We start from the raw sequence: 22,446 nt of genomic DNA, 5'->3' as shown, positions 1-22,446 counted from the left end.
TTCCTCATCTCCTTCCATTATTCCATTATATTCCAGATTAATACTTTATTTTGTAGTTTTAGTATTAGGGTATCAATAAGCAGTCCGATAATTCCAATAGATATCACTCCAACAAAAACAACATCGGGCTGAGATAGTTCTCTTGCGTACATTATCATATAGCCAATTCCTTTTGCAGCAGCAATCATTTCAGCTGCAACTACGCAGGTCCATGCAGAACCCATACCTAACCTTATACCTGTGAATATAGCAGGGAGAGCCGATGGAAATATGACACGGATTAGAATCTCAAAAGTTGACTTTTCTAATATCTTTGCTACTTCCAATAATTTTAGATCTACTGACTGTATACCATGAATTGTATTAATTAAGACAGGCCAAAAACTTCCAATTACAATAACAGCTATTTTTGACTCTTCATCTATGCCCATCCAAAGAATAAGAAGAGGAATCCATGCTATCATTGGAATTGGCCGTAAAATACCTACAAAAGCACTTAATATCTTGTTTATACTTCGAGATAGTCCCATAATCGAGCCAACAACAACTCCGCTGACTGTTCCGATTAAAAATCCTTGAACTACTCTAATACCACTGATTTTCAGATGTCCGCCAAGTTTACCATTTTCAATAAGATGTATTGTTGTATCCAATAAACTAGACGGCGAAGGTAGAATCATGGTATTTATGAAGCCTTTTTTGCAGCCTAGCTCCCATATAAGCAAAACAAAAACAGGAGCAATAAGTAGATATATAATATTCCTTATTTGACTCTTAATATTTGACTTTACCAACTTCTTATTTACCTTGTTTGCCTTCTCAAACAGATTGATATTCAAATCATCAAAATCTTCAATATAATTTGATGAAACTTCATTTTTTGCTGAAATATTTGCCATATTAATGTTCCTTTCTAAAAAATTATATGTGATGGATTAATATACGAAATGACTTTTGATTATTTTTAGTCAATAGAACAAAGCTGTCTTAAAAATAGACTTTCAAAATTCTATTTAAAGACAGCACTTTTGGTGTTTTGCAAAAACCCAATAAAGTCCATAGCAAATTTAAATTCACATTTTAAATCAACTGATCCAGATGACCTAGAATCGGATGATTATCTCTTTCTTCCTGTACCCTTATAGAGAAGGTTTCCTCTTTGACTTCTTCTGGGCGGATAACCCAAATGCCTGATATTCCGATTCCGGGATGCTTTTCAACTGCCTGTTTATATTTTTCTTCAAATAATGGCCCTGAGATATGTAATTTTACAGGTATTCCTTTTATCTGATAACTTTTTTTGTTGGCACCAAAAATATTTATTGCCACATATTTATCAAACCAAATGCTGTTGGTTAAATTCTTATTGGTCTGTGAGCTTTCCAAAACCTCTAGGTAATATAAATTCCCATCCTCATCCACATCTATTGAACCTTTAAAGGCTACATGGGGTTTACCTGTTTTATCAACTGATGCTAAAACTTTAAGGGTTTGCTTATCCCTTAGTAATTCTCTTATTTCATTATTTATTGTTATTGCCATTGAAATAGCACATCCTTTCAAAAAATATTCAAATATTAAATCCTTGCTAAATCACTGCTAGGATGGTTTCCGCAACGGCGATAATCATCAAAATACACATCAATCCCGTAAGCCTCTCTGATATCATTAAGTCCTTTAGACAATTGAACGTAATATTCAAGTGAAGGTGGAATCTGATTGTGAAAATATGTACCAGGTGATACGTGCCATACTGAATTGATAACGCTTACACCATGCTTAGCTAGCTCCTCTGCTTCAGCAAAATTTGCCTTCAAGCTTTCTGCTTCTGTCTTATATCCATATGGCTGTGCTAAATCCACACCGCCAACAATACCTGTATTTACATTACCCTTTCCAAATACCTCAACAGCATCATAAAGACGTTTCTTCCATTCATTATATCCAACAAATTCTGCCTTCCCTGGGCAAATCCATTCAAAAAGCTTAGGGTTCAACACTTCAAGGTCAGTAGTATAGGATATAACACCTGTTTTATCTCGGAGTACTTCTAGTTGCTTTTTGGAGTATGCAGAACCAACAATTTGAGCATGAATCTTATTCTCTTTGAACAATTTCTTCAACTTTGAAAATAAATCAACGTACAATTGAATTTCATGGTCAAATAGCTCTTCTCCTGTAAGTATTGAGCCCATTGTCAAGCAGAAAGTGGTAAATCTCCCCTTTTGCTTTAGTCCCTCTTGCACTGCTTCAAAGACCTCATCAATATCCAATAAATTTGAAATATTTTTATCTTTATTCTCTTTTGCTAAAGAGCCTATTGTGCAATACTTGCAGCCACCTCCTGGTTTATCCCAAAAATGGCAGTGTTTGTTAAGTGCAATATCAAAACGTTGAGGCCTGGAGCCAACAATCTGCCACATAGGATTACCTTTGCTGGTAAGTTTATCAAAGAAGTGGGGCTTTCTCCAATATTCTACTTCCTCCAGTACTTCTCCCTGATCTGTGAGAACCAATTTACCATTCACCACATCCACTAAATATGGATCCCGTATTCCGAAATTAGCTTCTTCTGTGTAGCTTCCTACGATTAATGTTCCGTCACGTAGAATTAATCCTGAAGGATTTATGTTCTCCCTATTAATAAATACAGTTCTTCCCTTTGACTGATGGATATCAGGGTCAAACAATTCTCTCGCCTTATCTGACAAAGCATAGCCTCTGCGTTGTACATCAGTCTTCAGAATTACAAATCTTGAAACATCCGGGTATTTTTTAATAACATCATTGATACCTAATTCTTCTTTTCTCCAATTTTCAAGTTTAATTGTCATATTACTTCCTTCCCGTGAACATATTCACAATAACAAATTATTTTCCAAGGGCTTTTTTGATAAATGAATCATCAATATAGTCTTTTATATTAAAATCCCCTCTTACTAAATCACGATTAATCATAAAGGTATTGGTTTTGCCCAGTGCATCAATATCTTCAGCGTTTATATCCAGATTTAAGTCTACCTTTGGCAACAATACCTCTAAAGATTTTGCATTCATTCCTGTGATTTTTTCGCTTATAGCTGCAGTCTCTTTAATATGAGTTTTTTGCCATTCGTATGCTCGGTCCAGCACCTTGAGATAACGTACCACTATATCCGGGTGTTCCTTTAAATATTCATTTCTTGCTACATACGTTACATAAGCAGGATTTTCTTCATTGTCTATAATCTTTTTTATTTTCCCGCTGCTATAAGCATCCCAGAAAGCCATTAATGAATTTACTGCGAAATCAACATTCCCTGCCACTAGAGCATTTAGCACGTCTGAAGCTGATTGAATATTCACAAGATTGATATCTGACTCCTGTAGTCCAGCTTTTTCTAACCATTGATTCAGAATTTTTTGTGAGTAAGTGCCAACACTAACTGCTACTTTCTTACCTTTCACTTGAGAAATATCTGTAAACTTGGAATCACTGCGTACAAATAAAGCAGAGGTTCCTTTAGCTCTCTCTCCTATAGCAATAATTTTGCATGCTTTGCTATTGGCAATTCCGGTAATGGTAGGCTGATCACCTGCTGGCGCAACGTCAATTGCCCCGGATGCAAACGCCTCATTAATGGCAGGTCCATTAATGAACCGATATACTTTCACTGTAATATTGTCCTTTTTGAATTCCTCATCAAAATATCCGTTGTTTTCCGCAATAGCAGTATGTGCAGTTGTAGGGAATGATTGAAAATCTCCCACATTTAATATAATTTCTTTCTTTGATTTATCATCAGAAGCAGCTGCATCTTTTGCATTATCTTTGTTGCCGCAGCCCATGGCCCCCAATATTAACATTGTTGTTAGTGCTACGCTTATAATTACTCTTATTCTATTTTTTATATATTTCATAGCTGTTCTCCATCATTTCAATCTTGAATAAACATTTTTATAAGTACTTCTTTATGTCATCAACCTTATCAAGCTTTTCCCAAGGTAATTCAATATCTGTTCTTCCAAAATGCCCATATGCTGCTGTCTGTTTGTAAATTGGCCTTCTCAAATTTAATGCTTCAATAATCGCTGCCGGTCTTAAATCAAATTCTTTCTCAATTATTTCAACAATCTTTGCTTCCGGTATCTTACCTGTTCCAAAAGTATCAACTGAAATCGATACTGGTTTTGCTACACCTATTGCATATGCAACTTCAATTTCAAGTCTATCTGCCACCCCTGCTGCTACAAGGTTTTTTGCAACCCACCTTGATGCATAGGCAGCTGATCTATCAACTTTTGTTGGGTCTTTTCCTGAAAATGCTCCACCGCCATGTCTTCCAGTCCCGCCATATGTATCAACAATAATTTTTCTGCCTGTGAGACCTGCATCTCCCTGAGGCCCGCCTATTACAAACCTTCCTGTTGGATTCACAAAGTATCTTGTCTTCTCATCCAATAAATTTTCTGGTATTACCTCTTTAATTACATATTTAATAATATCTTCGCTAATTTTTTCTAAAGATACGTCTTCGCTATGCTGTGTAGAAATTACAACGGTATCTACTCTCTTTGCCTTTCCATTGTCATCAAATTCCACAGTTACTTGTGATTTACCGTCCGGTCTCAAGTATGGGAGAGTACCATTTTTTCTAACCTCTGCCAATCTCCTTGTCAATCTGTGAGCAAATGAAATAGTGATTGGTAGGTATTCCGGTGTTTCATTGGTTGCATAACCGAACATCATTCCCTGGTCTCCGGCGCCGGTGCCAAAATCTTCATTTGAATTACTGACTTTCGACTCATATGCTTTGTCAACACCTAATGCAATATCTGCTGATTGTTCATCTATTGAAGTAAGTACTGCAATTGAGTCCGCATTGAATCCTCCGTCAGTTTGTGTATATCCAATATCTCTAATTGTTTTTCTTACAATCTTCGAAATGTCAACATAAGCTTTGGTGGTAATTTCACCTACTACTAATGCTAATCCTGTTGCAACTGTTGTTTCTGCTGCTACTCTGGAATATGGATCCTGTTCAATTAATGCATCTAAGATAGCATCTGATATTTGATCTGCAATTTTATCTGGATGACCTTCTGTTACTGATTCTGATGTAAATAATTTTGACATAATTAAAACTCTCCTTTATATTCATAAAATTTTCTTTATATGTTGATAATATTTCTGTGATATTCTAAGTTTCTGATTCAAGTACTAAATTAATTTTTTCAATAAATATATCTTTTTGTACTGCTCCAATTACCTTTTCAGCAACTTCACCTTTTTTAAATAAGAGTACTGTAGGTAAGGCTTTTATACCATAGACTGCCCAAGTAGCCCTGTTCTCTTCAACATTAACTTTTCCAACTTTAAGTTCACCTTCATATTCACATGAAATCTCATCAACAACAGATAGTATTAGCTTGCAAGGTGCACACTTGTTTGAATAAAAATCAACTAGAACCGGAATTGATGATTCAAGTACTTCTTTCTCAAAATTCTCATCCGTAAATACTGTTACCATTTTTAAACCTCTTTCATAAATCCACTGTATTCAATTTTTAATTCTGTTTTTCAAAGAGCTCTTTGTATATCTTCTTTCGAGAATCATAATTCATACTTTTCCGATATGTATATTATAGTTTCTTACGTTTTTGATTAACAATAGAAAAAGTTTAGATTAATACTGGTTAAAATTTTCATTTTCTATAACAAAAAAACTGTAAAGAACATGTTCATTCCTTACAGTTTAAAAAGTATATGTCATTAATAATATCCTATCCATGCCACAAATCCTTAACTACTTGCATCCTCCACCCATATAATAGAGTAATTCTATCACAGCACCCTCTTTGATTATATTACTGTCATAATCGCTTTTAGGTATTATGCTGTCATTTAGCTGAACAGTGACATATTCTTGGGTTTCTACATAATTCTGCTGTAAAAATTCAGAGATAGTTAATTCCTTATCAATTTCTTTTTCTTTCCCATTTAGAGTTATTTTCATAATAATCAAATCTCCTTTAATAATTTTTTAGCCGCATACATTTAGTTCATAATCTATAAGCTTGGTAATTGTTGGTATTTCCCCGCAAATAGCACAATGAGTATTTCTAGGAATATTAATTTTTCTGAATTCCATTGTTTTAGCATTGTACGTCAAAAGCTTCCCATTCAATAGTTCCCCAATTCCGGTGACATATTTTATAGCCTCTGTTGCCTGAATTGTACCTATTACTCCCCCCATAACCCCAAGTACTCCTGCCTGCTGACAAGTAGGAACAGTGTCTGGAGGAGGCGGATTTTCGAAAATGCAACGATAGCAAGGGCCTTTTCCGGGAAGATATGTCATTGTCTGGCCATCAAATCTGATAATTCCTGCATGTGAAAACGGTTTTTTTAGCATTACACATGCATCATTTATCAGAAACTTAACAGGAAAATTATCGGTACCATCAATAATAAAATCATAATCCTTATCCTTGATAATATCTAAAATATTTGCAGAAGTAGCCCGTTCCTGATATGTAATTACATTAACATCCTGATTCATTTCATTAATACTCTCTTTACCAGAAATGACCTTTGGCTTACCAATATCCTTAGTTTGATGAATAATCTGGCGCTGCAAATTTGACAAATCTACAACATCTGCATCAACTAAGCCAATGGTTCCTATTCCCGCTGCGCCTAGATACATTGCAGCCGGTGCCCCAAGTCCTCCTGTTCCGATTATCAATACCTTTGCATCTAGCATTTTTTCCTGACCTTTAACACTAACTTCATCCAAAATAATGTGTCTTGAATATCTTTCAAGCTGTGAGTTTGTGAATCTCATTTTATATCAACTCCCATAATGTTTTTCCGGTAATCACCTGTTAATAATATTTCTAACAAGAATAGCAAGCTGATGCAGGTTTTCCTTAACAAGATACGCACAACATCTATTTTTCATTGCAAACTTAATGTTTTCCGGTGATACATCCTCAGAAACTATAATAAATGGAGTTTCCGGAGCCATCTCATTTCTTGTAAAAAGCGCTTGTATCGCATTAAAATGTGGTGTTGAATTATCCGAAAGAATAATATCAAATTTTTCCTGACGCAATGCCTCCTGCATGTCCTTTTCACTTGAAACGTACCTGCTTTTCACTTCAAAACCGCCTCTTTTCAGCTCAAGCACATTCAAGTCTGCAATATATTTAAATTCTTCTATTATTAGCACATTGATTTTTTGCATTGTATTCCCCCTTGATAAGGCATCTTTTCAAGTGCTGCATCAAAATCATTTATTAAATCCTCAATATCTTCAAGCCCAACACTTACCCGTATTAAATCATCATAGATTCCTGCATTCTTTTTTTCTTCTTCACTGCTTTTGAGTCCCGGGTAATTAACAGTTATGTTTTTGTAATTACTTTGAATGTATTCTGCAAGCTTCAAAGCATTATTACAGAGTCTTTCCATCCTTATACCCAAAGTCTCTAGGCCAATACTGTTTAAATAAGCATTAAACGGTGAAAGACACGAACCAAAATTTCTGAATAAGTACCCCCTGAGCTTAGAAAGGTATATAAATTGTCCAAATCTCTTTGTTTCTAGCAGGCTAGGATATTCTTCAGTATCCCAGTCAAACCTTCCGCTGTCTATGATTACTCCGCTAATTGAATTACCACTACCATTTATGTATTTTGAAGCTGAATGAACTACAACATCTGCTCCAAATGATATAGGTTTCACCAAAAATGGAGTTGCAGCAGTATTGTCCACAATGAGCGGAATTTTATGAGAGTGTGCAAGCCTCGCAATAGCACTTATATCAACTACATCTAGTTTTGGATTTCCTATAGTTTCAGTAAATATTAACTTGGTTTTCTTATTTATTACTGCTTCATAACTTTCAGGAGATTGATCCAACACGTAATTGGTTGTTATTCCAAATGCTTGTAAATCTTTAAATAGGCCAATCGTACCGCCAAAAATACTGGCACTTGAAACTATCTCGTCTCCGCTTCGCAGTATATTTAAAATTGCAAGAGAGATTGCAGCCATTCCTGACGAACAAGCTACCGCACCAATACCTCCTTCAAGGTATGCAATTCTTTTTTCAAATGATTCTATTGTAGGGTTATTTATTCTTGAATATGAGAAGCCTGGTTCATGATTGTTAAAAGTGTTTTCCAGCTGTTCGGCTGTTTTATGTCCAAATGCGCTTGTCTGATATATAGGAGGCAGTATTGCTCCCGTATTGTTATCGCGACTATAGCCACCATGTAAAAGAGATGTGTTAAATTTCAAGTAAACCACCCTTTGTCACTCTAATGGTATAAGTACCATCTTGATTTTTTTCTACACTTGTTACTTTGTGCTTATCATTCTTTAAACTTCTTGGTACATTTTGAATTGGTTCACCATCATTTAACTTAATTTCAAGAGTTTGACCGTTTTCAATTTCCTCAAGTGCAACCTTTGCTTTTACAAAAGTCACAGGACATACAACATCTGTTATATCAACAAATGCATCTACATCTACTTTGTTTTCACACATAATTATCCTATACAAATTTAGTCAGCAACTAAATCATAAACTCCTTTCTAATTTTTTAATGCCTCATTCAGTTTTTCTTTTAGCTTTTCCTTACCAACTCTGTCAATTGTAAGTCTGAAACGTTCCCCAGTATTTCCATGTTCCTTGAAGAACTCTATTGCAGCATCCACAATAGCTAATAACCTATACTTTTCTGTAATTAGGGGAAGAAGTTCTTCTCCAAACACCAGATTATTTCCAAAAGTTCCGCCAAAATAAATAATATATCCTCTTTTTCCTTGCCAAGAATCCATAGGACAGCCTTTAACACATTTACCACAATAAATACATTTGTTTTTATCAAATTCAACTAAATTATCAACCTTGTTAATAGTTATAGCTTTTTGGGGACATACTGCTTCACAAACTCCACAAAAGCTGCATGATGCTTTATCCCATAACGGCAAAACTCCACCCTTAATTCCAAGGTCATTTTCTTCTGCTTTGAGGCAGTTATTTTTACATCCTGTTATTCCAATTTTAAATTTATGAGGCAAATCCTTGGCAAAGTATTTAGCATCAATTTCTTTAGCCAATTCACTGGTTTCTATTAACCCACTGCCGCAAATAGTATTACCTTGGCAGGCAGTAACAGTTCTCACTCGAGGCCCGCAAGCACCGGGCTGCAGTCCTACTGAAGCCAGTTCTTCTTTTACTGCATTTACATCTGCCAAATCAATAAATGGTATTTCAATTCCTTGTCTTGATGTCATATGAATATAACCGTGTCCATACTTATCTGCGATTTCGCTTACTTTCCTAATCTGGTCAGCTTTAATCTGACCTCCCACCACCCTAAGTCTCAAAGAAAATTTTTCCTTTTGAACTTGCCTCATGAAGCCGCCTTTTTTAAGTTCTTTATACGCTAACTCATCCAAAGGGCATTCCTCCCCATCAATATACTTTCCTCAGTATAAATTGCATTAACTATTCTGACAACAAGACAAAATTTAGGAATATAGTGGTTATTATTTTGATTCTTTAATTTTTCGTTGACATTCAGAAAACACTTTTTTATTTTCTAGATATTAGAAGATATTGACAACTGATAATTCAAGCTGTATCCTATTTACATACTTTTCCTATATGTTTTATAATATTAAGAAAGGAGTGTTATTTTGCTAATTATAAAAAGCAAACAGAATGAAGAAATTCTGGCACATTCAATTGCAGCATTGCCCAATGAAAGCTGTGGTCTTTTAGCAGGAACAATTGAGGGAGACAATAAAATCGTTCAGAAAGTTTACCTACTAAGAAATATTGATGAAAGTCCAGAGCATTTTTCAATGGATGTAGAGGAACAGTTTAAAGCCATAGCAGATATACGAAAGAACAAATGGCAGCTTTTAGGGAACTTTCATAGCCATCCCATGTCACCTTCAAGGCCATCTGATGAAGACATAAGGCTAGCCTTTGACCCAAACCTAAGTTATATTATTTTATCTTTACAAGACAGCTCAAACCCTGTAATTAATAGTTTTAAAATAATAAATCAAACAGTATCCAGAGAGGAAATAAAAATTTTGGAGTGATCGGATATAAAAGAATTCAGTTATACAATATCTCATGAAATAAAAGCTCCTGTCAGAGCAATAGACGGCTATGCAAGAATCTTTATTGAGGACTATGGTCAAAGTGTCAGTGAAGAAGGTCTTGCGCTGATTCAAAACATCAGAAATATCTGCAGTGATACATTTATACTAATAAACAAACTTTTAGAATATGCAAAGTTTGATGATTCGGAGTTAATAAATGAAGCAATTGATTTAAAGGAAATGATTAAGACGGTATTTAACGAGTTAATTATCGGCTATCCCTCAAGCAAAAAAATAACTCTTCAAATTGAAGAACCCATTCCTTGCCTCTTGACCGACAGCGTAATGATTAAGCAGGTTATTACAAATATAATATCAAATTCTTTAAAATTTACAAGTAATAAAGATGATGCAAAAATAACTGCCGGTTATTATTACGAAAACGATGAAAACATATTTTATATTAAGGATAATGGTGTTGGGTTTGATATGAAATTTTCGGAAAACCTTTTCAAAATGTTTCATCGAATGCATTCGGTTGATGAGTTTGAAGGCAGTGGTATTGGTCTAGCTTTAGTTAAAAAAATTATTATGAAGCTTGGAGGCAGAGTCTGGATAACTGGTGAGGTTGGAAAAGGAGTGTGTGTCTACTTTACACTAAAAAACGATAACATACTAAAATAAATTGCAAGTTGCTATAGAACCGAGGTGATACAAACTATGTATAAAACGCTAATTGTTGATGATAGAGAAATCTTCATTATTGAGCTAAAGAGATTAAATGTATGGGGTGAAACCTCTGGTTTTACCGTTGCAGATAAAGCAAATAACGGTAGTCAAGCTCTTGATTTATTAAGGAAAAACAGATATGACTTAGTTATTACTGACATTAGAATGCCTATAGTTGATGGATTGCAACTATTAAGAATAATTAAAAAGGAAAATCTCTGTCCATGTGTTGTCCTTATAAGTGAGCATAGCGAGTTTAACTATGCTAGAGAAGGAATTGTTTTAGGAGCATTTGATTATTTGGTTAAACCTGTTACAGAAGCAAGTCTGCTAGAACTTCTGTTAAGGTCAGAAGAATATTTAAAAGCAAATTACAGTACAAGTAGAATTAACCTGCCCTCTGACAAAAAATTTGAATGGGCATATCCATCTGTGGATGAAAAAAATATTATAAACTACATAAAAAGCAAAGATATTTCAGCCATTAAGTTATTTAAGGTAACTCTTGAAAACCTATATACTGCTTTATCTGATAATATAATATCCGCAGATATTATTGCTAAAAAGCTATACCATAATATTATTATTGCAACCTATGAAGAATATCCGTGGCTAAGCAATTTCATTGACATGCAATATTTTGAGGAAGTTGATTATTTTCATGATAGTAACGCCAATAGCTTTATAGAATTTTACTTAAGAAAACTAAATTATCTGATTAAATCAATACTAAAGCTTCAACCTGAAACTTCAGATAATAATATTAATGATATTTGTAAATACATTCTTAATAACCCTGAAGCTGATTTAAAGCTAAAAATTATTTCAGAAAAATTTTATATGAACAATACATATTTGAGTAATTCTTTTGCAAATAAAACAGGGATTCATTTTAATGATTATATTACACTAATTAAAATGTCACGTGCCGAATATCTGCTAAAGAATTCAAATCTAAAAACCTATGAAGTCGGATACCAAATAGGTTATCGGGACATAAATTATTTTATGAAGCAATTCAAAAAAGTTTTTGGTAAAAGTCCGTCGGAATATAGAAATACAAAGTATTGTGATTATCAGATATAAAATACCTATTTGTTTCGAATATTGTTCATGTTTTCCAAAGCTATTTGAAGAAGACGATTAAATTCTTTCTGTTCATTTTCTGACATACCTGATAGCAAAATGTGTTCTGTTTCAACAGCTGTTTTTCGCAGCTGTTCTTCTAGTTTAAGGGATTGTGGCGTAACAGATATTATGGTTTGCCTTTTGTCATCCGGCGCTGTAGTACATTTTATCAGGTTCTTCTGCTCCAGTCTGCGGATGATTCCCGCAATGGTCGATTGCGCTAATTCAAGATTTCTCATCAAATCAGCGGCAGTAATCCGCTTATAATCCTTATTTCTTAAAATATACTGAATAGCCTCACTTTGTGAAGCTGTTAATTCAATTGATTTCATGTTTTGATTTTTATACCATGATATAGCATTTCCAAGCTTAACAAGTAAACTTGCAGTTATATATTCTTGCTCCTTTGACACTTTTATTCCTCGCTTTTTGAATTATTGACATGAATCTTAGGCTGTTCTATAATAAATCGTATGCGATGTATCCCTTGCTATGAATATAATAAAATGATATTCAGCAATTGTCAAATATATATTTTATAGAGGAACACTATTATGAATGAAAAAATTGTTACAAAAAACTTTGTATGTACATTTATAGCACAGTTTTCATTGGCACTTGTAATGTACACATTGATGTCAACCATTACGGAATATGTTACAGCCTTTGGTGCAACGGCAGCAATTGCAGGACTTGTTTCGGGAATATATGTTGTAGGTGGATTATTCTCGAGAATGTATTCCGGCAACGCAATGGAAAAGTACGGCTGGAAGAAAATTGTTATAATATTCGGAATAATTCATTTTACTGCAAGCTGTCTGTACATTTTCGCCAATAATGTTGTTTTGCTCCTCATTATAAGATTTATTCACGGTATTGGCTTTGGTGCAACAATGAATGCAATAATGATTATAGCTATGTCAGGGCTTCCAAAGAGCAGATATGGAGAAGCAACAGGATACTTTATGATGTCAACATCTCTCGGAGTAGCCATAGGCCCATTTGTAGGCGGACTGATTTACGATAATTTTGGAGGAAACGGCTGCTTTGCTGCTGCCATGATTTTCTCATTTTTTATTGTTATATCTATGTCTATGGTAGATACAAAGAATCTTGATCCATGGTATCAGAAAGTCAAAACTACAGACGATCAAGCCCAAAATTCAAATACCATAAAGAGATTTAGTATTGATAGATTCATTGAAATAAAAGCAATTCCAATTTCATTGTGCATATTCTGTCTTTGCTTTGGATATGCGGCACTTATGTCTTTTTACAGGCTTTATGCGCAATATACCAATCTGACAAATGAGTTCAAATATTTCTTCCTGATTTACGCTGCAATGCTTATCGTATCAAGACCTGTGGCAGGCAAACTACAGGATAAGCTAGGTGATAATGCAGTTTGCTATCCTTGTATTCTGGCACAGGTGGTTGGAATCACATTGATAGCCTGGAAGCCTTGTATGATTACCATTGTAATATGTGCATTATTCGGAGCACTTGGCTATGGTACACTTAATTCTACCCTTAACGTTATTGTTAATCGCCAGTCTGTTAGTGCTACTCTAAAATTGTACCACATACCGGTAAAAAATTAGGCCACCTTAATCAAATTTCCTGTATGATTATGTTGACAGCATCATCGTACAGGAGGAAAGGATATGATTAAGATGGCACAATTAGAGGATATCAGAAAAATGTACTTCATGGAAGACCTAAGTATCAGGGAAATAAGCCGCAGAACTGGAATGCACAGGGATACGATCTCAAAATATATTTCCATGGATGAACCAAAACCGCCGAAATATAAGTTGACAAAAGAACGTAGCCATCCGGTATTAGGCCCATACATACCAATGATCAAGCAAATAATAGAAGACGATAAAACAAGGCATCGTAAGCAGCGTCACACAGGGACTAAAATATTTGAGACACTTAAAAAAGAAGGCTTCTTGGGCGGATACAATACTGTAATGGATTACCTGAGGAAGGAATACAGAAAGCAAAAGGAAGCTTTCCTGCCATTGGAGTTCGAACTGGGGGCCTATGCAGAAGTGGACTGGACAGAAGCATACTTTTATCTGAAAGGCAAAGAAACCAAGGCACATTTGTTTGTAATGAAGTTGAGAGGATCAGGCGGATTCTACGTAAGAGCATACCCTTTTGAGAAACAGGAAGCATTTTTTGATGGGCATATCAAATGCTTTGAGTTTATGAACGGTGTACCATACAAGATAGCATATGACAATCTAAAAACGGCAGTGAAGAAGATACTCGAAGGCAGCAACAGAGAAGAACAGGAGCAATTTATCGCCTTACGTACCCATTACCTTTATGAATCTTCATTCTGCCGGCCAGCAAAGGGAAGCGATAAAGGCGGTGTGGAGAATGCAGGCAAAGAGGCTGTGCGAAGGTTCTTCGTACCCTACCCTGAGGTTGATTCCTTTGAGGAGTTGAATGAATATCTGCACAACGAATGCATAAAGATTTTGGAAAGTAATCCGAAATGGGAGGCGGAAAGGGCTGCTTTGAGGCCATTACCGACAGTAAGGTTTGATGGCGCGAGGTATAAAGAAGCAAAGGTCAACCGCTATTCTATGGTACAGTTTGAAACTAACCGATACTCTGTTCCCACGATATATGTGGGAGAGAAAGTCACTGTTAAAGCTACAGCAGATGAAGTAAAAATACTATACAAAGGGACAATGATAGCAAGCCATCCAAGGATATACGGACGATACCAGGAGCAGATAAAGCTTGATCACTATCTGGAACTGCTGCTGCAAAAATCACGCGCCCTGGGCAACACAAAAGTATATAAACCTCAGATGCTGGCACCCGTTTATGAGCAGTATCGTCGAAGCTTAAATGCAAGAAGTCCGAGAGGCAACAGGGAATTCGTAAAGATACTTATGCTGCACAGGGATTACCCTACGGCACTGGTGACAGAAGCTATTGAAATAGCTATGGCATACAATGTATACAGTTATGACGGTTTATTTAACATATTAGGACAGCTGCTGGTCTCAGGCAATCCTAAGACGGCTCCTGTCAGCAAAGACAAGCTTCAGGGCATCCCCGAGGTTGTTGTAATACCTCCTGATCTCAGCAAATACAGCGCTCTCATGTCAGGAGGTGGGCAATAATGCCGGTCAATAAAATGCTTATTGAAACTTACTTGAAGAAGCTAAAAATGCCTCAGGTGGCAAAAACCTATGAATCCCTGGCAAGAGAAGCCGCAGACAACAATCTGGATTATGAAGAATATCTGCTGTGTGTGCTGGAGCAGGAAGTACACCAGCGGGAGAACAACCGGATTCAGAGAGGGATACGACAAGCGGGCTTCCCCGTAATCAAAACGATTGAAAGCTTTGACTTCCTTGCCATACCTTCTTTGAACAAACCACGGGTATTGAAACTCATGCAGGGAGAATATATCCGAAGAAGAGAAAATGTCATTTTGATAGGCAACTCCGGAGTAGGGAAAACCCATATTGCAACTGCGCTCGGTTACGAGGCTTGTCGGCAGGGTATGAAGGTCAAATTCTATACGGCAGCTGGTTTGATAAATGAATTGCTTGCAGCACAGCAGGAATATCGTCTTAACAAGTTCGAAAAGCAATGGCTGGCGCCGCAATTAGTGATCCTTGACGAATTGGGCTATGTGCCCTTCAATAAAGTCGGAGCTGAATTATTGTTCCAGTTCTGCTCCTCCCGATATGAGAGAGGCAGCCTGATCATAACTACAAACTTAGAATTTCCAAAATGGACGGAGGTGTTAGGCGATGAACAAATGACAGCTGCCCTGCTTGACCGCCTGACCCATAATGCACACATACTGAACATCAATGGTGAAAGCTACAGGTTTAAGCAGGCTCTTTCCAAGCAGGCAAATAATGACTGATTTTTTATGAAATGGTGGCCTGATTTTACTCCGGTAAGTGGCCTAAATTTTGATTGACATTAACACCAGTCCACAGATGAAAGACGCCCCTTTGCGGTTTCAACTTATTGGGCATTATCTGATATTGGTGTAGGAATTGCTCCGGCAATACTCGGTGCAATAGCTACAGTATCAGACTATCATGTTTTATATTATGTAGCGGCATTAATATCTCTTATTTCACTGCCAATCTATTGGTTGTTCTGGGGAAAAAGAGTAGTGGAAAAACAGAAACATTAAGAAAAAGTTATCTTATTAATGCATACATGTAAGAGTCATATAATATCCCATTTTTATAAAAGTTCTTTTTTTTCAGTCCTTCTTGTTTAAATCCTGCTTTTTCTAGAACTTTTATAGAACCGGTATTATGTGATAATACTTCTGCCGATATACGAATAATATCATAAGTATTAAAAGCTGTTTCACAAATTTGCTTTACAGCTTTTGTCATTATCCCTTTAGACCAATATTCTTTGCCAATCCAATAACCAATATCTCCACTTTTTCTATATACGCCGCTATTTATAGTTACGCCAATTGAACCTACTGCTTTACCATTAATATCTATAGCTCTTACTAGCATTTGAGATTCATCTGCATTTGCAAATAAAGAAACACTATTGCTTGCATTTTGATAATTATAAGGAAAAGGATATAAGTCGCTTAGATTGTCTGTAATTTCTTTATCATTTACATTTATGAAAAAATCATCTATATCATCTAAAGTCCATTTACGAAGTTTAAAGTCCATATTATCCCAACTCATTTCTGTATAGTATTTTAACTACTTTCATTATTATATATTCCTGTCATCATTCTCTCAACATATTCTTACATACAGAAGTAATCTCTGATTTACCGTCCTGTTTCCAAATAAAGAGAACATCATCTCCCACTTTTGGTCTCACAGAATCATTATTAAAGTCTTTACTAAGCTTTGCTGGAATTGATAACTCCCAAAACTTAACTGAAAAAACATCCTCGTTTACAGATTCAATGACTCCAAAACGTTTTTCTAAAATCATCAAAAAACCATCTTTGATTTTTACCTTGCGATATTTCGGAAACTCTGCCTCAAGTTTCTGGATTTCCTCAATATTTTCACAATCTTTAAATACTGGACTTTCTATGAATTTGCCATGAACTGAATTAAACAATTCCATATTAAGAGGAAAGCACATTAATGCATCAAAATTTTTTCCTTCAGCATCAGTAATCCCAAACTTATCACAAGTCACAAAACCTCTTTTTGGATAATATTCAGGCTCTCCAGTGATTACAATCCCTGAATATCCTGCTTCTTTTGCTAAATTAATGGTCTCTTCAAGCAAAGCTCTTCCGATACCAGAATTCTGCAAAGTTGGTTCTACTGCTAATGGTCCAAATGTAATTACACTATGCTCTGCGTTACCTTCAACAACTTTAGCCTTTGTATAATAAATTGCCCCTACTACTTTTCCATTTAATTCAGCAACTCGACTTATATTCTGTAAGTAATCTTGTGACTCTCTAATCTTTCTAACAAGAAGATGTTCACTGCATCCCGGACCATGAATATTCCAAAATGCCCTCATTGTCAGATGTTCTACCGATTTGAAATCAGCAGGTATTTCTCGCCTGATTACTATATTATTATACATTATATGTTCTCCTCTTATGTACTTTGAGGTCAGATTCAGTGCTATTTACTTCTATTCTATCTTTACCTTTTCATTTCATTATCTATAATTTGACAAATACCATTATAGGTACTAAATTCACCAGAAACAACAGCTTCTTGTGGAATTTTTATTGAAAATTCTTTTTCAACATCAAAAAATAGATATAATAAATCCTTTGCAGGCATGCCAAATTCTTGTCCTAATAGTTTTTTATCTCTAAACTTGTCTTTATTGGGACCCATCTCTATTCCAAATCTTCTCTTAAATATGTCATCTAGCCTTTTCTCTATATACTCCATATTTTACCCTCCTTAAAAAGCTGATACTTCTGCATAGCTGCTTAATTTATCCAATATGAAATTATACATTTTATCGGCATGATCTTCATCAAGAATATTATAGACAGGTGTTTCCAACCCAGATAAATTTTCAATTTTTTGTATAACAGCCGTTGAATCCAGCAGCGTATAGCACATTTGGCCGAATGATTCTGTTCTTACCAAGTCAAATTGGTAATTTGATAAATTGAAACAATCTACTTTAAACCCTAATTTATACTGTAACGATTTGAATATATTTTCAAAATATGTAAGCTTATAATCTGCATACAAGACACTGCAAATTGCAGCATCAGGAATAATGGCCTGAGATATTTCATAGGACGTAATTCCATAATTGCATGTATACTTATTATTGAATTTCATTGTCCCTCCAGGCAGCCCTATAATTATAACGTCTGGTTTCTCTTCCTTTTCCATTTTCTTAATATAATGATTGAACAAGGTTATCTTTTCTGGCTCCGATAAGTTATTGCCAAACATAAAACTCGGCATGGAGTGAAAGCCTAAAAGCTCACAATATTTTTTTGTCCCAACTTGGCTAACTTTATAGCCTTCCTTTATCAACCTTTTTCTAAGAGCCAATTGTATTTCAAATTTGCTTGTCCTCTCGGACACTCCCAATACGAAAATAACTGGTGTATTTACGTTATATATTTCACTTTTTTCTGGGGATGACCACACTTCATTATCACCTAGAAAATCGCAACTTACCCCATTGTTTGAAGCAAGTTCTGCCAGTTCCTTTTTTATTTTATCTTCAACTTTTATTTCACACAGGATATTCTTCTTTTCTTTTATGGTTTCAAGCATTTTGGGATAAACTATTTTTTCAAAATCCAGCTTCAAATGAGAATCAATAAAGAGTACAGCATCGCAATCACCCAAAGCTTCTTTAAAATTTCCCTCTACTTTTATTCCAGTTTCTTTACACTTACCTGTGCTTCCTGCATCTTTGCCTACAAAACCCCATCCATTAGGAGAAACTAATTTTGATATCTCATATTCACTTATAAGCTCATTATGCTTTATTGTAGCCAAAAAATCATTATCAAAGGGATATACCAGCAATCTTTGTTTCTGTATCATTTTCTTTTGCCTCCCATTGGTTTTTTGAAATTTGAATAAAAGGATAATCCTCACCTTCAAAGTCATATCCCAGTTCCAATAATGTACAGTATTCCTTCATTTGCTCTTCTACATCTCTTTTTGCACTTACGCATTGCTTCAGCCTTTTTTCTGAAGTCAACTCTTTTGTGTCGTCTGCAAGAGCGGCACATTGAGAGCAATATCTGAAAGCCCAGCAGTTTATACAGCTTTGCTCTGTAATTTTGCCTATATTAAGGATTTTCAAGCATTTCTCTATATCAAACCCCTTCTCTACAGTTCCTATTTTCATTACTTCAGATGTCTCGCTCACTCTCTCACAAGGATAAAACACACCGTCTACATTCATAAACAGTCTCATTTGTCCGGGTATGCAAGGTCCACCTGGGTGTCCGTAATCAAGAAGACCTGTTGTCAGTGCTTTTTTTTCATAATAAGTGTTTTTCAACCTTTCAAAATATGATAGGTTAAAATTACTTATATACTTTTTTTCAAGCCGCCCTAGTTTGCTTAAAAAAATTTTGAAAAATTCATAGTTATAATCCGCACGGAAATTATCGCTCATAGTCACATTCTTATTTGAATAATTTGTAGAAGGCAATGTCGCCATTTGAATGGTATCTTTTACAGTATCATAGTTAACAAAGAACTCAGATATGCATTTAAAATCCACTGTCGGGTCTATTACTACATTAAATAATATATTATTAAAATACTCTGGGTATCTCTCCTTTAGAATCTCTAAGTTCTCCATTATTTTGTCAAAGGAGCCTACACCACTTCCAGCAAACTTTCTGTTTTTATTATGTATTTCCTTCGGTCCATCTAAACTAATAGTAAGCATAATATCATTTTCAGATAAATACTTGATAATATCTTCACTAAGCAGTGTTGCATTTGTAGTAATTGAAAAGGATATTTCTTTTCCTTCCGCTTGCTCTTTTGCATATTTTACACATTTCTTTATAAGTTCAAACTCTAAAAGAGGTTCTCCGCCATAGAACCCTATATTTAATCTGTTTGAATCTTGGGAATGTTCAATCAAAAAATCAATACCTTTTCTTGCCATATCAAAGCTCATACTCTTATTTTGATGAGATCTGTTTCGGTAATTTCCGGTGTCTCCAGAGTATATACAGTACTCACACCGTAGATTGCATTGTTGTGTTACCTGTAAGGTTATTTTCTCCAAAGCACTGTCAAGTATATATTCTAGACTCTTACTTGCAGGATGTAATATATATTTTAACTTTTTATCAGATAAATAACCTTTTTTTATCAGTGTATTAATTTCTTGTTCAACGTCGGGATTGAGTTCATTTGTTTTTCCGTCCAGATACTTATAGGTTTCTTTACTCACACCAATAATTCTATTTTTATTAACATCATAAAAATAACATCCTCCCGCTGTACAGAAGGGATAAATAAACGGCTTCGATTCAAGCATAAATATGTCCATGTCCCAAATCCTATACAAGAACGCCAAAGACATATGCATTTCTTTCATAGAAATTACACGGACTTGACACCTCCTTGTACAATTATTTTGTATTAAATCAGTGACCAAAGCCACTGTTCGACCCATTAAAAGTCATAGTTAACATAACACTTCAAATTTTATTCTTTTCCAAACATCAAGCACATCATCCGGCTTCACATCTTAGCCATTATGCCAGCGTTTGTTGGCCTGAACTTTGACAATCATGTATAATATCTTCCGGACTTGGAAGGTGTGTGTTTCACCTCCTGGGACGGACCTTGGCGGGCCGATTACCCGTATGAAAGAGTATTTTTCCATTCCGGTAAGTCTACATGATTTGGCTGGTTGAGGCCAGCTTTTTAGCTGGTTCCTCGTGTCACATGCAAGGTTGTTTGCTTACATGAGAAGGAATGGAGGCTTTTAAGTCCATTAATTTTTTAAGGAGGCATTTTGATGAATTTCAGACCTATTGCAGGAATCGATGTAGGTAAATTCTTCAGTGAGATGGCAATTCTTTCTCCATCCAATGAAGTGATTGCCCGCATGAAGATCCACCATGATTCCAGTTCTGACGTTGAAAGAGTCGTTGAATTACTGAAAAAAACGGAAAAGGACTTTGATTCTAGGCCTTTCGTCGTCATGGAATCCACCGGGCACTATCACAAAATCCTTTTCCATTCACTTTGTAAAGCTGGATTGGAGGTCTCCATCATAAACCCCATCCAGACTGATTCTATCAAAAATATTGGAATCAGAAAAGTGAAAAATGATAAAGCTGATGCCCGGAAAATTGCCCTGCTATACAGATTTCAGGAGCTTAAAACTACTAATATCCCCGATGAGGATATTGAATGCCTGCGAAGTCTTTGCCGACAGTACTACAAGCTCTCTGACGAACTTACTGCCTACAAAAACAGGCTTACGGGTATTGTTGACCAACTCATGTTAAACTTCAAGGATGTATTCCCCAACATCTTTTCAAAGGCTGCTCTTGCAGTATTGGAGAAATATCCTACGCCTGCGCATATTCTTAAAGCGAACAGGAACAAGTTGATTGCACTGATCCAGAAGAATTCTCGCAGAAGCCTTAAGTGGTCAACTGCAAAGTATAATCTTTTGGTCTCCAAAGCCAGAGAGTTTGCGCCTTTGACTGTTCATAATTTCTCGAACATTGCTATGCTGGGTGTCTACATATCCATGATCAGAACTCTGGAAGATAACTTGGCGAAGGTCCTAAAAACCATTCATCTATTGATCGCTGAAGATATGGCAAAGGATATGCCCATGCTAGCATTAACTCTTGAACTTTTTCAGAGCCTGCCAGGTATTGGCCTTCTTACTGCTGCCACCATTCTAGCAGAAATCGGCGATTTTTCCGCTTTCTCTAAGCCGGGAAAACTGGTTGCTTACTTTGGCATTGACCCCTCTGTGATGCAATCCGGAGAATTTACCGGCACACGGAATAAAATGTCCAAGAGAGGTTCCAGGCTACTTCGCAGGGTTCTTTTTACAACTGCTCTTGCCAATATCCGAACTAAGCGGAATAAAGAGGCTTGCAACCCTGTATTACTTGAATTCTACAAGCAAAAATGCCAGAGTAAACCTAAGAAGGTAGCTTTGGGAGCAGTTATGCGTAAGATCATCATTTACATCTTTGCTGTTCTAAGGGACAGAAAACCGTACCAGTTACGCAGTCCTCAGGAACATGCTCAGATATTAGCAGCAAAGCATATAGCAGCTTAGCAGTACCTGCACTTGATGTTTAGTTTTCAAGGATCAGTATTTCATTTTAGACCAGCTATTTTATGTCTACTTCGCAAAGGTGGTCTTGTTGTTATGCATTTTTTCTATGTCAGGAGTTTTCAAAAATTCATAAAGCTTTTTCTTAAAAACTCTTGACTTTAATTAGCTGGTCTTACATTTTGATCCCCGAACACCAAAGCTCG

25 protein-coding genes and 2 pseudogenes are annotated in these 22,446 nt (G+C 35.7%); 9 read left to right on the top strand and 18 right to left on the bottom strand.

Features of this window, described 5'->3' with window-relative positions; all coding sequences use genetic code 11:
* Window positions 1-17 precede the first annotated feature (17 nt).
* From K412_RS0118320 to K412_RS0118265, 12 genes are all read right to left on the bottom strand, one after another.
* Window positions 18-899 carry an ABC transporter permease gene (locus tag K412_RS0118320; protein WP_024834434.1) on the bottom strand — a complete coding sequence of 294 codons (882 nt, stop codon included), beginning with the start codon at window positions 897-899 and terminating at the stop codon, window positions 18-20.
* A gap of 181 nt (window positions 900-1,080) precedes the next feature.
* Window positions 1,081-1,542 (bottom strand): pyridoxamine 5'-phosphate oxidase family protein, encoded by a 462-nt coding sequence (locus K412_RS0118315; protein WP_024834433.1) that lies wholly within the window; start codon window positions 1,540-1,542, stop codon window positions 1,081-1,083.
* A gap of 35 nt (window positions 1,543-1,577) precedes the next feature.
* On the bottom strand, window positions 1,578-2,834 hold the full coding sequence (locus K412_RS0118310; RefSeq protein ID WP_024834432.1) for a radical SAM protein: 1,257 nt from the start codon (window positions 2,832-2,834) through the stop codon (window positions 1,578-1,580).
* A 37-nt stretch (window positions 2,835-2,871) separates the two neighbouring features.
* Window positions 2,872-3,900, bottom strand: a complete 1,029-nt coding sequence (locus K412_RS0118305; RefSeq protein ID WP_024834431.1) for an ABC transporter substrate-binding protein — start codon at window positions 3,898-3,900, stop codon at window positions 2,872-2,874.
* A 37-nt stretch (window positions 3,901-3,937) separates the two neighbouring features.
* Entirely contained in the window at window positions 3,938-5,116 is a 1,179-nt protein-coding gene (metK, locus tag K412_RS0118300; protein WP_024834430.1) for a methionine adenosyltransferase, read from the bottom strand.
* A 64-nt stretch (window positions 5,117-5,180) separates the two neighbouring features.
* A complete protein-coding gene (gene trxA / locus K412_RS0118295) occupies window positions 5,181-5,510 on the bottom strand; it encodes a thioredoxin (protein ID WP_024834429.1) in 330 nt (109 codons plus the stop codon).
* 276 nt (window positions 5,511-5,786) lie between these two features.
* On the bottom strand, window positions 5,787-5,996 hold the full coding sequence (gene thiS / locus K412_RS0118290) for a sulfur carrier protein ThiS (protein WP_024834428.1): 210 nt from the start codon (window positions 5,994-5,996) through the stop codon (window positions 5,787-5,789).
* Between the two features lie 27 nt (window positions 5,997-6,023).
* A complete protein-coding gene (locus K412_RS0118285) occupies window positions 6,024-6,827 on the bottom strand; it encodes a HesA/MoeB/ThiF family protein (protein WP_024834427.1) in 804 nt (267 codons plus the stop codon).
* Window positions 6,828-6,860: 33 nt separating this feature from the next.
* Window positions 6,861-7,229 carry a response regulator gene (locus tag K412_RS0118280; RefSeq protein ID WP_024834426.1) on the bottom strand — a complete coding sequence of 123 codons (369 nt, stop codon included), beginning with the start codon at window positions 7,227-7,229 and terminating at the stop codon, window positions 6,861-6,863.
* Window positions 7,208-8,287, bottom strand: coding sequence for an O-acetylhomoserine aminocarboxypropyltransferase/cysteine synthase family protein (locus K412_RS0118275; protein WP_024834425.1), 1,080 nt, complete (start codon window positions 8,285-8,287; stop codon window positions 7,208-7,210). Before K412_RS0118275 ends, K412_RS0118280 begins: the two co-directional genes overlap by 22 nt.
* The gene (locus tag K412_RS0118270) at window positions 8,277-8,537 is read right to left on the bottom strand and encodes a sulfurtransferase TusA family protein (protein WP_024834424.1); all 261 of its coding nucleotides are present in this window, start codon (window positions 8,535-8,537) and stop codon (window positions 8,277-8,279) included. The genes K412_RS0118275 and K412_RS0118270 overlap by 11 nt, the downstream gene beginning before the upstream one ends.
* Window positions 8,538-8,584: 47 nt before the next feature.
* Window positions 8,585-9,454 (bottom strand): 4Fe-4S binding protein, encoded by an 870-nt coding sequence (locus tag K412_RS0118265; protein WP_024834423.1) that lies wholly within the window; start codon window positions 9,452-9,454, stop codon window positions 8,585-8,587.
* Between the two features lie 240 nt (window positions 9,455-9,694).
* On the opposite strand from K412_RS0118265, the gene K412_RS0118260 reads away from it, so the two are divergent.
* The 4 genes and pseudogenes from K412_RS0118260 to K412_RS0118250 all read left to right on the top strand — a co-directional run bounded on the left by K412_RS0118260 (window position 9,695) and on the right by K412_RS0118250 (window position 11,926).
* Complete coding sequence (locus K412_RS0118260; protein ID WP_024834422.1) at window positions 9,695-10,108, top strand: M67 family metallopeptidase; 414 nt, start codon at window positions 9,695-9,697, stop codon at window positions 10,106-10,108.
* Between the two features lie 6 nt (window positions 10,109-10,114).
* Window positions 10,115-10,300: pseudogene (locus tag K412_RS23015) on the top strand (sensor histidine kinase); the annotation flags it as partial.
* Between the two features lie 51 nt (window positions 10,301-10,351).
* Entirely contained in the window at window positions 10,352-10,795 is a 444-nt protein-coding gene (locus tag K412_RS21135; RefSeq protein WP_024834421.1) for a sensor histidine kinase, read from the top strand.
* A 36-nt stretch (window positions 10,796-10,831) separates the two neighbouring features.
* Window positions 10,832-11,926, top strand: a complete 1,095-nt coding sequence (locus K412_RS0118250) for a response regulator transcription factor (protein ID WP_024834420.1) — start codon at window positions 10,832-10,834, stop codon at window positions 11,924-11,926.
* 5 nt (window positions 11,927-11,931) lie between these two features.
* Here K412_RS0118250 and K412_RS0118245 read toward each other — a convergent pair whose 3' ends face one another.
* Window positions 11,932-12,381, bottom strand: a complete 450-nt coding sequence (locus K412_RS0118245; protein WP_024834419.1) for a MarR family winged helix-turn-helix transcriptional regulator — start codon at window positions 12,379-12,381, stop codon at window positions 11,932-11,934.
* 141 nt (window positions 12,382-12,522) lie between these two features.
* Here K412_RS0118245 and K412_RS0118240 point away from each other — a divergent pair, with 141 nt between their 5' ends.
* The 4 genes and pseudogenes from K412_RS0118240 to K412_RS23100 form a co-directional block, all read left to right on the top strand.
* Entirely contained in the window at window positions 12,523-13,569 is a 1,047-nt protein-coding gene (locus K412_RS0118240; RefSeq protein ID WP_024834418.1) for an MFS transporter, read from the top strand.
* Window positions 13,570-13,632: 63 nt separating this feature from the next.
* Entirely contained in the window at window positions 13,633-15,117 is a 1,485-nt protein-coding gene (gene istA / locus K412_RS0118235; protein WP_024831343.1) for an IS21 family transposase, read from the top strand.
* On the top strand, window positions 15,117-15,875 hold the full coding sequence (istB, locus tag K412_RS0118230) for an IS21-like element ISCth9 family helper ATPase IstB (protein ID WP_024832078.1): 759 nt from the start codon (window positions 15,117-15,119) through the stop codon (window positions 15,873-15,875). The genes istA and istB overlap by 1 nt, the downstream gene beginning before the upstream one ends.
* An 84-nt stretch (window positions 15,876-15,959) precedes the next feature.
* A pseudogene (locus K412_RS23100) lies at window positions 15,960-16,154 on the top strand (hypothetical protein); the annotation flags it as partial.
* Between the two features lie 7 nt (window positions 16,155-16,161).
* Here the strand turns inward: K412_RS23100 and K412_RS0118225 are convergent.
* The 5 genes from K412_RS0118225 to ccpM all read right to left on the bottom strand — a co-directional run bounded on the left by K412_RS0118225 (window position 16,162) and on the right by ccpM (window position 20,479).
* A complete protein-coding gene (locus tag K412_RS0118225; protein WP_024834417.1) occupies window positions 16,162-16,665 on the bottom strand; it encodes a GNAT family N-acetyltransferase in 504 nt (167 codons plus the stop codon).
* A 61-nt stretch (window positions 16,666-16,726) separates the two neighbouring features.
* A complete protein-coding gene (locus K412_RS21130; protein WP_024834416.1) occupies window positions 16,727-17,554 on the bottom strand; it encodes a GNAT family N-acetyltransferase in 828 nt (275 codons plus the stop codon).
* A gap of 62 nt (window positions 17,555-17,616) precedes the next feature.
* Window positions 17,617-17,874, bottom strand: a complete 258-nt coding sequence (locus tag K412_RS0118215; protein WP_024834415.1) for a peptide maturation system acyl carrier-related protein — start codon at window positions 17,872-17,874, stop codon at window positions 17,617-17,619.
* 12 nt (window positions 17,875-17,886) lie between these two features.
* A complete protein-coding gene (locus K412_RS0118210) occupies window positions 17,887-19,002 on the bottom strand; it encodes a TIGR04066 family peptide maturation system protein (protein ID WP_024834414.1) in 1,116 nt (371 codons plus the stop codon).
* Window positions 18,965-20,479 carry a Cys-rich peptide radical SAM maturase CcpM gene (ccpM, locus tag K412_RS0118205; RefSeq protein ID WP_242835729.1) on the bottom strand — a complete coding sequence of 505 codons (1,515 nt, stop codon included), beginning with the start codon at window positions 20,477-20,479 and terminating at the stop codon, window positions 18,965-18,967. The genes K412_RS0118210 and ccpM overlap by 38 nt, the downstream gene beginning before the upstream one ends.
* A gap of 474 nt (window positions 20,480-20,953) precedes the next feature.
* Here ccpM and K412_RS0118200 point away from each other — a divergent pair, with 474 nt between their 5' ends.
* Window positions 20,954-22,243 (top strand): IS110 family RNA-guided transposase, encoded by a 1,290-nt coding sequence (locus K412_RS0118200; protein WP_024834412.1) that lies wholly within the window; start codon window positions 20,954-20,956, stop codon window positions 22,241-22,243.
* The last annotated feature ends 203 nt before the right edge of the window (window positions 22,244-22,446 follow it).

Origin of the sequence: Ruminiclostridium josui JCM 17888, assembly GCF_000526495.1 — a bacterium.
Taxonomy (GTDB): domain Bacteria; phylum Bacillota; class Clostridia; order Acetivibrionales; family DSM-1351; genus Ruminiclostridium; species Ruminiclostridium josui.
The sequence above is the reverse complement of the archived record's forward strand: the minus strand, read 5'-3'. Positions and strand labels throughout refer to the sequence as shown.